This is a genomic window from Mesorhizobium sp. (assembly GCF_004962245.1).
GTDB lineage: Bacteria > Pseudomonadota > Alphaproteobacteria > Rhizobiales > Rhizobiaceae > Mesorhizobium.
The window spans coordinates 1-9,245 of the sequence record NZ_SUHQ01000068.1 but is presented as its reverse complement, the minus strand read 5'-3'; the positions used below and the strand labels follow the sequence as shown (position 1 = coordinate 9,245).

The 9,245-nt window shown below is 55.7% G+C and carries 8 protein-coding genes and 1 pseudogene; 4 read left to right on the top strand and 5 right to left on the bottom strand.

Annotation, left to right across the window (positions count from 1 at the left end; all coding sequences use genetic code 11):
* From E5X88_RS33040 to E5X88_RS33030, 3 genes and pseudogenes are all read right to left on the bottom strand, one after another.
* Positions 1–448 (bottom strand): annotated as a pseudogene (locus E5X88_RS33040) (hypothetical protein); the annotation flags it as partial.
* 18 nt (positions 449–466) lie between these two features.
* Complete coding sequence (locus E5X88_RS33035) at positions 467–3,637, bottom strand: N-6 DNA methylase (protein WP_292168427.1); 3,171 nt, start codon at positions 3,635–3,637, stop codon at positions 467–469.
* Between the two features lie 87 nt (positions 3,638–3,724).
* Positions 3,725–4,027, bottom strand: coding sequence for a HigA family addiction module antitoxin (locus tag E5X88_RS33030; protein ID WP_292168426.1), 303 nt, complete (start codon positions 4,025–4,027; stop codon positions 3,725–3,727).
* 273 nt (positions 4,028–4,300) lie between these two features.
* On the opposite strand from E5X88_RS33030, the gene E5X88_RS33025 reads away from it, so the two are divergent.
* The 3 genes from E5X88_RS33025 to E5X88_RS33015 all read left to right on the top strand — a co-directional run bounded on the left by E5X88_RS33025 (position 4,301) and on the right by E5X88_RS33015 (position 5,976).
* Positions 4,301–4,549: a hypothetical protein gene (locus E5X88_RS33025; RefSeq protein WP_292168424.1), complete on the top strand. Its 249-nt coding sequence runs from the start codon at positions 4,301–4,303 to the stop codon at positions 4,547–4,549.
* A complete protein-coding gene (locus E5X88_RS33020; RefSeq protein ID WP_292168422.1) occupies positions 4,546–5,223 on the top strand; it encodes a recombinase family protein in 678 nt (225 codons plus the stop codon). Before E5X88_RS33025 ends, E5X88_RS33020 begins: the two co-directional genes overlap by 4 nt.
* Positions 5,224–5,640: 417 nt before the next feature.
* On the top strand, positions 5,641–5,976 hold the full coding sequence (locus E5X88_RS33015) for a hypothetical protein (RefSeq protein ID WP_292168420.1): 336 nt from the start codon (positions 5,641–5,643) through the stop codon (positions 5,974–5,976).
* Between the two features lie 346 nt (positions 5,977–6,322).
* On the opposite strand, the gene E5X88_RS33010 is transcribed toward E5X88_RS33015, so the two are convergent.
* Both E5X88_RS33010 and E5X88_RS33005 read right to left on the bottom strand, forming a co-directional pair.
* The gene (locus tag E5X88_RS33010; protein ID WP_292168418.1) at positions 6,323–7,330 is read right to left on the bottom strand and encodes a dienelactone hydrolase-related enzyme; all 1,008 of its coding nucleotides are present in this window, start codon (positions 7,328–7,330) and stop codon (positions 6,323–6,325) included.
* Positions 7,320–8,933 (bottom strand): hypothetical protein, encoded by a 1,614-nt coding sequence (locus E5X88_RS33005; protein WP_292168416.1) that lies wholly within the window; start codon positions 8,931–8,933, stop codon positions 7,320–7,322. Before E5X88_RS33005 ends, E5X88_RS33010 begins: the two co-directional genes overlap by 11 nt.
* Positions 8,934–9,046: 113 nt before the next feature.
* Between E5X88_RS33005 and E5X88_RS33000 the strand changes: the two genes are divergently transcribed.
* Positions 9,047–9,245, top strand: a 199-nt coding sequence (locus E5X88_RS33000) for a hypothetical protein (protein ID WP_292168414.1), incomplete at its 3' end; no start/stop codon positions are given.

Genomic DNA, 9,245 nt, shown 5'->3' with positions numbered 1-9,245 from the left:
GCCCGACTTCCTTCAGCTCTTTATCGATCGTTTGAATCTGCCCGATCAGCGCCACGCCATCGGCGCCGACGACAAGGCCGTATTGCCGCTTTAAATGGTCGTGCGAGACGGAGTCGCCGGAATAGACGTTTTCGTTGATGAAAACCTGGTCGAACACGGCGATCCGTGGTCGCGGTCCGGTCCAGGCAGAGCCGTCGAAGGCGGACTGCTGCCCGTCCACCAGCAGGATGACTTTCTGCCGGCCACCGGTCGCCAGCGTCTCCCGGCCCCGGAGGATGTCAGGCTGGTTGCGGGTGAGCGAGCGCAGTATGTCGGCGAGCGTGGATTTGCCCCACCCGTTCTCGCCAAAGACGAGAGTGACCGGGAAGAATCGGAGGCTGCCCGGCGCATTCAGTTTCTCGAAGCGTCCGACCTTCTGGATATCGATGATCTTCTGGAGTGCCGGCATACGCCCCCCGACCTTCCCTTAGCCCTTCGTGAATTTCTTCCCCGTGAGCACTTCTTCCGATAGTTTATTCATTTCATCAAGAATTGCAGCGCGCGAAGCATCATTCTTCGCGAGATGAGCCTTCTTGCACAAGTCCACGATCTTCTTATGTCGTGCGTCGGCCGCTTTAAAACGCGGGATACTCATGTGTTTGAATATGTTGCTGACTTGAATCTGGATGGTGTGACTTTCTATATATTCCTTCACCATTGCTGAATTGAGCATAGCGCAGACAAAATAGGCAGTATTTTCGTCGTCGAAATCCGCGAAATAAACCTTATGATCCGGTACGAACGGCCTCTCCCCGGCAAGCGGAACGCGCCCGGCCGTGACAACGACAGCCTCGAACGTGGTGGACAATTCCGCCCAGATGACCTTGTACGGCGCAAAGGAATAAGCGCCGACATTGTAGATCGAATAATACGGCGCACTGCTCTGCCGCAGCCGGTATGTGGATCGCTTACCCAGAACGGTCTTAAACGCACGGAAATAGGCAGCGGTGTTCTTCAGCTTCGCCAGACGTTTTTCGGCGGCGGCATATTCGGCCTGCACGATGCCGTGGTTGGGCACGAATACGAACAGTTCTTCCTCGACATGAAGTTCACAAGCCGAGAAATCGCCAGCTCCTTTTATGAGCGGAAACAGCAGATCGGGCTCGACCCAATAGCGTTTTGCAGGGCCGATATCCGTGCGGCCCGCTTCCGGTCTGGTCTCGATCTGAACGAGGCCTTCCTTCTTATTCGTGTCCACGATGCGCACCATATAGATGCCATTGAGGTCGGTTGTGACCCCTTTCCTTCCGGCAAGCCAGTCGCTTGTGCCTTGGATTGCCGCCATCGCTGAAAAGCGGCCTTTCGGCAGTATCGCCCATGGGGAGTTGCCGCCATCGACCGGATTGGCTTCAAGGGTCCTGATGTCCACCCTCTTGAGAACGTCACTCTTAACGCTCGTATCGGGAATAGCGGCAGCGAAACCCGATGCCTTTTCCCACACTCGATAAGGAACGGGATAAGTCGCGTGCTGGGCGGCAGGCACCTTCTTCAACCGCATGATCGCGGTTTTATTCGCGACCTTTGGGAAGGGCTTCAGTTTCTTCAGGTCGTCAATCTCGACAGGGATGAGATTCGCCTGATCGTTGATCCTGAAACTGCGGAATCCTTGCGAGGATGGCGACTGGAAATGCGTCTGCGTAATAAGGAAAACGAGCGTGCCGCCCTGCCTGAGCCACTTGTCGCCGACCGTGTAGGTCAGCATGCCGGAAATATCGAGTTCGTTACCGCCGTGATAGGGCGTTTCAGAGAAAATCGCATACTGCTCGCAGGTCGGCTTGATGCGTTCGCGATACATTTCGGGAAGATTTGACCAGCGGACCCAAGGGGGATTTCCTACGACTACGTCAAACTCACCCGCGACCGCAGACCAGAAGAAATTCCTGACTATGCGAAACCAGATGCCGTTCCAGGACTTCTTGTGAAGTTCCAGAACCTGATCGTAGGTTTCGCTTAGTGCCTCCCGCCAATCCTTTGCCTCCGTAGCGGTGATGATATCGCGCTGAAGCAGCCGCTTCTCGACAACCTTGTACGGATTTTCATCCTCGACGGCTTCCGCCATCGTTGCGAACGCGTCGTCGAGACGCTTGCGGTCATAGGCCAGCGCCCATGGTAGAACGACCCGGAGATCCGACTGCGCGCTGCCGATGCGGTATTCGACGAAGTCTTTATCTTCCTGCGGTGAATGCGCCGGTGAATAAACGGCGTCAGCCAAAAGAACCGGCAGTTCGACTTCAAGCTTGGTCACGCCAACAAGATCGGCGATCGCGATAAGAAAGTTGACGCGGGATGACTGCACGGCCAGCGGGTTGAGATCAAACCCCCAGGTCGTATCCAGGACGTTCTGGAGGACCTTTTCCGGCGGGAGCTTTTCCTTCGCGCCGATTGCTCTTTTTCTTCGGATGGTTTCCAGCAGGAAGGAACCTGAACCGCAAGTCGGGTCGAGGACGCGCGCCTTGTACCAATCGGAAACGTCTGCGCGATCACAGGCCACATCCACCAGCCAGTCCGGTGTATAGAATTCGCCGAGCGCCTTTCTGAGCGTTTCCGGGACAAGCGCTTGATAGAATGCCTTCAATACGTCTTTGGACCGCGCAGCGCTGAGATCGTCCATCCGGTAAAGCGAAAGCTGCGTCAGGAGCGAGCGGATGCCTGCGCATATTTCTGCCCGGCCGTTTGCTGACAGCAATGCGTCGGCGTACCAGGAAAAGACAGCTTCCTCGACGAAGCCCTTGATGCGGGCAGCCTCGAAATAGGCACTCCGCTCGACCTCCACATCAAGCTTTTGCAGAAGGTCGTCATCTTCGTACCCAAGCAAATGTTCGCAAAAATCGGGATGCGCGGTGAGACCATATTCCGCGACAATCTCTGCCGCCAGCATCTTCATGACAAAGGCGTTGTAGGTGTGGATCACGAACAGCAGCGCAGCAACGGCGTCCGCCTTGGGAAGCGCAATCGTTAGCGGTATCTGCCGTTTGATTTCCGCAGCCTGCGCAGCGGATAGGTCCGCCACCTGTCCGAACAGTGTGCGCCATTCTTCGAACAGCATCTTCACTTTGCTGTTGCCGCTGCTTTTAAGCTGCCGTTCGAGTTCGGCTGCCAGGCTGCCCATCATCAGCCGCCCGATTTCCGAACCGTGTCCGAAATCCTCGACAAGATTCTCAGCGGTCACAGCTCGGCGTTTGGAATCGGCACAGGCCTGCGCAACAAGACTGATGGACGCTTCATTGAACGGCAGAAGATTCCTGTGCGCAATAGCACCGTCCTTGTAAAAGGCAAAGCATATGTGGTCGCCATCCGTCGCAATACCGATATAATCCTCCAGCGGAATTCCCTCTGCAAAAGATCTGGCCTTTACATACTTCGCCAGCCGATCGAAAATTGCTTCCTTGAAGGGGGGGCTTTTCGTACTTCCCTTGAAAAGGCCCTTGCCCTTGAACTCGATAATAACCTGATTGTAGGAGGCGTCGTTGCGGCCGCGTTCAGCATGAAACGTGATGCCGAGGTCGTTCTCGATGTGCTTCAGCCAGCTTTTCCGAACCTCTTCTTCATTAGCCCAGTGTGGTCGGGCCTTGGCCAGATCAGTATACAGCGACGACATTACCCCCCCTCATGCTCATTCATAATTCGGCCATTCGGATCTCCGCAATGGCGCGTAATTGCCCTTATCGTCATTTGCGTCGACCGGCTACATCTCGACCCGAACACGGTCCGCACGGACTGGAAGACGCGCGATTTGTTCCCCGGCTTTCTCTTTCGCAACTCGGATGTCGTAGGCGGCCTGAAGGTTAAGCCAAAACTCCGCGCTGTTACCAAACCAGTGACCTAAACGTAGGGCCGTGTCGGCGGTGATGTCGCGTCGGCCGTGAATAATCTGCGTCACGCGGTTAGGCGGGACGTTAATAAGTCGCGACAGTTCGGTCGGGGAAATTCCGATCTGCTTAAGTTCGTCGGCAAGAATTTCACCGGGATGGACGGCAGGCCGGGACATGATTCGCCATCTTTTCTAATAATCTGATTTCTCTCTGATTCTTACGGTTTACGTCAATCGTAAAATACCATTCATCGCCGAAGGAGCTCGTAAGTTCGGTTGTCGGGAGAATCCGTCGCAGCCGCTATCATGATGGTTTCGCAGATCACAGGCCTGGCTCAAAAGGGTGTTGGAAACCAGCATGGTCCATTAGGATTGCTATTTAGATTTTTGAGCCAGGCTCATAAGCTAGGCTTCGTGAAGTATACTCAAAATGGCCAGAGGGGACGATCCGTGACCGACCGCGAATTGCAGCACATCATCACCAAAGCTCGTGACGCCAAGCACGGCGGGTTTGGAGTCCTGTCCACCAGCGAGAAGTTGGCCGCCGCCCTCGTGCTTAATCGGCCCGATTGGCTGGCCGAAATGCATTACACACTCGCCGAAGCCATCGAGCGCGTCGGCCCAGAGTGGTTGGCACTGATTCCCAAGGCGGCGCGGGAATTGGAATACGAAGACGAGCGAGCCGCGGGGAAGGCATGAATAGGCCCGAGCGCCCCGCATTGCGCGTTGCGCGGATCTATCTGCGGGTCAGCACCGAAGAACAGGACCTGGCTCGACAAGAGGCGATCGTCGACGAGGCGAAGTCGACCGGCTATTACATCGCCGGTGTCTACCGCGAAAAGGCTTCGGGTGCTCGCGCCGATCGGCCGGAGCTGCTGCGCCTCATCTCTGACCTCCAGCCGGACGAGGTCGTCATTGCGGAGAAGATCGACCGCATTAGCCGCCTGCCGTTGCCAGAAGCCGAAAAGCTCGTTGCGACGATCCGCGCGAAGGGCGCACGGCTTGCCGTGCCCGGCATTGTCGATCTGAGCGATATCGCGGCCGACGCTGAGGGCGTCGCGAAGATTGTCCTTGAGTCGGTGCAAGAGATGTTGCTGAAACTCGCCCTGCAGGTCGCTCGTGACGATTTCGAGGATCGGCGTGAGCGCCAGCGCCAGGGCATCGATCGAGCCAGGACCAACGGCAAATACGCCGGCAGACAGGCGGATGCGGCGACACACGAAAGAATCGTCGCCCTGAGAACGGGCGGAAACAGCATCGCTCGCACTGCTAGACTCGCAGGATGCAGCGAAAGCCAGGTCAAACGCGTTTGGGCGGAGCATCAACGTTCAAAAGGCGGCTCGCGTGTAACAGTCGGCGGAAATGCAACCTAGACCAAACAAAGTCGAATAGGTCGCCATATTGATCGTTGGCAACAGAATCGCATGAGAAGCGCGCTACAGTGACAAGAAATTACCAAATGTAAGCAGTCGCACGTTTGCCCCTCGTGCATTTGATCGAAATTTTTCAACCACATTCAAGTGACTGAGAGGGAAGAAAGGGCTCTGCCCTCTCTCCCCCACAAGCAGAAAACCGGCTTTCCCCATGCTTCGGCCTACGGCCTGCAGCACCGGCCGGAATCCGCTCGGCGGACTCCGGCCCGCCCTTCGGGTGGGCGATCCCCCTTCCGGTTTTCAGCTTGTCCCCCGTTCTCCCGGTCCTCGCCGGACGGGCAGGGGCAGGACGAGGCCTGCCCTGCCTTCCACTGGAAGGGACAAAGGGTGGCCGCTTGAAAGGGAGCTGATGCGGCAATGGTTGAAGCGAGGAATGAGGGGGCCGGGCTGAGCCTGGCCGAAATTACAGAGCGGCATATGGCGGCGCAAAAGGCCGCGGCTGATGTCGTGCGAGAGTGGGACGATCGTCGTGCTGCCGGCGACGTCAGTAGCGTCGCCTATGCGAGCGCACTGTTGGCCGTGGTGACGGAAGAGGCTACGGCCCGTCGCATTGTCATGGAGTATCGCCCGCTCGATTATCAGGAGTCGATCGACAAACTGGCCTATATCTCGGCGTTCTTGATCGCTGCAGAGGCCCGGCTCGAGGAAAGCGAAATGGCGATGGTGATGGACGCGGCGGCGCCATTCGGGTGATGCCATAGCGATGACGGCTCATTTGGCAGCATATCAACCTCACCGGCGTCACGACACGAAAAGTGATGAATCTGGGGGCGCCCCCTACCGGAACCGACCCCACCTTCGAGAAGGCTGTGGGAAACGGCTAACCACGACCAGGCTGATCGGTATGTCCTACAAGGGGCCGAGCAAATGACCTGAACTGACATAATTCGCAAAACTCAGGCGGCGCGGAGAATTTTGTCCTGGAAGCCGCAAGGGCCTGAATCCTTCCGGGTGTACCAGAGAATTTGCTGGTGAACTGACCGGCCAACGCTAAACTCATGCTCGTCGGGCCGACTTGTCAGCAGGCGACAGAAACCGCTCAACGGCCGCGCCTTAGTAACCGCTTCAAGCTCAAACCGGCCAACAAAATGTAAGGCGGCATGGCGAGCGAATAGTGACCACAGTTTAATTCCAAAATATTTGGCCTAGCCCCGGCGTCCTTCAGCCTCTGCATGAATCTCTCCGATAGCTCTGGCAACACCACTTTGTCTCTCTTAGCCAACACAACCTGAAGATCGAGATCAGGCCGCGCCAAACTATGCGCGTAATTCTCCAAGTTAAGTGGACCCCAGGCCCTTCTGAGATCGGTCAGCTCAATCTCAGGCTCAAGGCTATCGCGTATCGATCGTGTCGCCCGGCCCGTCCAAACCATATCCGCTAGACTCCCCGCCGTCAGAAACAACGAGGCTTTTGACACAGCCAAGTCGTGTGCCGCGACTATGGCCGCAACCCACGAACCTAAGCTCAGTCCGAGAACCGAAATCTCTCGATAGCCTTCGCTTTTCAACCAACGTATGAGTTTTCGCCCATCCAACACTGCCTGCCTTACAGATTGGATCGTTCGACCGAGATTAGGGCTAAGCATATAGTCGGCGTGCACGGAACCGGGACGGCTGCGTTCGAAGTGATAAGGCATAGCAATCTCGACAACCGTGATACCACGCCGCGAGAAAAAGTTGGCAATCTGACGATTCCGGGCGCTTGCATTCCAATGGTGAAAAATCACCATCGCCTGATCGAACGACCCGCTTTCTGTGATTTTCGCCGAGACGACATTGTTTTGTTCGATATCAGTAGAAATGTCCGATGAAAATTTGAGCCACCCATCTAGCCTTTCAAAACCCTGATCACTCACACTCGGCTCATCGAAAAAGGCTGGATCAGCCACGGCTTGGTCCGCAAGGGCACAGAATTCCTCGATACTTGTTATCTTCTTCGCACCTGGAAAGGCGCGTTCCGCGTCAAGGACGAAATCCGCTGGTTTCTTCCCTTCCTCTCCGCGAAGGGCCCGGCGTTCGTCCCAACGATCGAGCCAACTATGAAACACTCTGATTGTTTCCTAACTCGCTCGCTCGCCAGCGGCCTAATCCTGGATCGAACAGGCCGTATAGTGCGACTAGCACTGAAATGGCCAGAAGGGTGGAAAAGCCGGCAAACGTGTCGATCAACAAGTAGCTGACAACAAGTAACGCCACGACCGCCGACATCTTCCACAAAGGCGCATGAAATCGACCTCCGACACCTAATCGGATGGAGCCATACAGAAATACAAAACAGGTCGAAATAACGATAAGAAGGCTGCTGTAATGCGTCGGCATACGATAGCGGAACCCGGTGCTCACATCATCGCGACCTTGGAACATCGAAGACATATCGCCGACCAACCACGCCACAATATTCTCACCACTGGATGCCAGATAAGAGCTTTGGACCTTCATCCATATGGCGACCAGAACCCCCAAAACAGTACATCGAAAAACCCCACGCATCACTGTGAGGCCGGCTTGATTGAGCTCTTGCTGATGATCAACATGCGGCAGCTTCTTCAATCCGTCTCCAATTCTCCAAAGATCATGAACAACCGTATAGAGCAAAATGAGACCTGCGAAGAAAAGATAAAAAACCAGGCACATGTATAGGTAAGCGAGCCCCGTAAAAACGACTGTTTCGGGGACAGATATGACCTCAGGACGCACAAGAGCTATTTTTCCCCAATCCATGGCATAGTTGCCACCGCCCTTCATCAACGGGATCAAGGACACGCCGATCCATTGAAAAAGACCCGCGAACAGCAAGCAAATCAAAAAAACCGACCAATATGTGTACGAGGAAGCGTCAACGTTGCGCAACCAGGCGTCGTCGCTTTCCACCTGATCGCCCTGCGCTGCGAGCTTTCTGCGCCCCTCACTTTTCCAGAAGACCAGCAACTCTATAACGAAGAAGAAAAACAGCGGTAAGAACACCATAAAGTCGAGTGTCCAATTTGCGGCCCAAAGGAATCCAACCTGCTTAACGAGCCCGTCCGCTCGCTCGTAGGTGACGTTGTGGATACCAATGATGTACGACAAAAAGCCGAGGGCGGTCATGCCGGCAAACACCGACGCCGGTAAATTCAGGGGAGATCCGTGACTAAAAAACGCCTCCGATTTCCTCGCCAAACTAAAACGCCGCCTCGGCCCCTTGGCGTCAGTATCCCGTTTTAGCTCTGCCGGAGACGCTGTGTCGTCATCCAAGGTCGCAGCCAGTGCTGTGTCTGGAATCTCCTGTGCAACGCTGCTTCCGGCTCTCTTCCATTCTCGTCTCTTGGCCGATAACCGCGATTGCGCCGCACTAAGCTCCATCTGCCATTCGCTGGTTGCCGCCGGATCATCGCAGCCAAAAACCCTCGCCAGCCAACGAATATTGGCAGTGCTAATTCCCTTCTCGTTCTCTTGAAACCAAAGCTGCACCGTTCGCAGATCGACCCCAATCCGGTTGGAATCGATCTGTGAAATCGCCTCGGCGAGAAGCTCGGGCGTCCATGGGCCTGCAGGAAACCCGTCCTTGCCCAATGGCCTACCAGCACCCGCTGCGGCCAACCGCTTGAATATTTCTTTGAAATCACTTTCGTCTCCCGGCGGAGGGAGAAATATTTTTCCATTCTTAATCAATGGCTTACAGGCGCTGCTTTCGTTTCGTTTCGTATCCTATCGTGCTCTCGTCGTTGATCAACGTTTTTATCGACGCGATTTTGGCCGGGGTGGCAGGGGCGGAGAGTGCCCGCATGAGGAATGAAGCCATGCTGAGCCTAGGAAAATCTTCAAATGACCTATCCGGAGACAACCATTTCACTCGGCAGAATCGCACGGCGATTAATGCTGAGGCGCGGCTCGGCACCCTGGCCGACATAACCGAACGACATGTCGCAGCTCAAAGAGCGGCCAAAGCGTTGCGAGAGGTTGAGAAGGGGCCCGGGGCTGGCG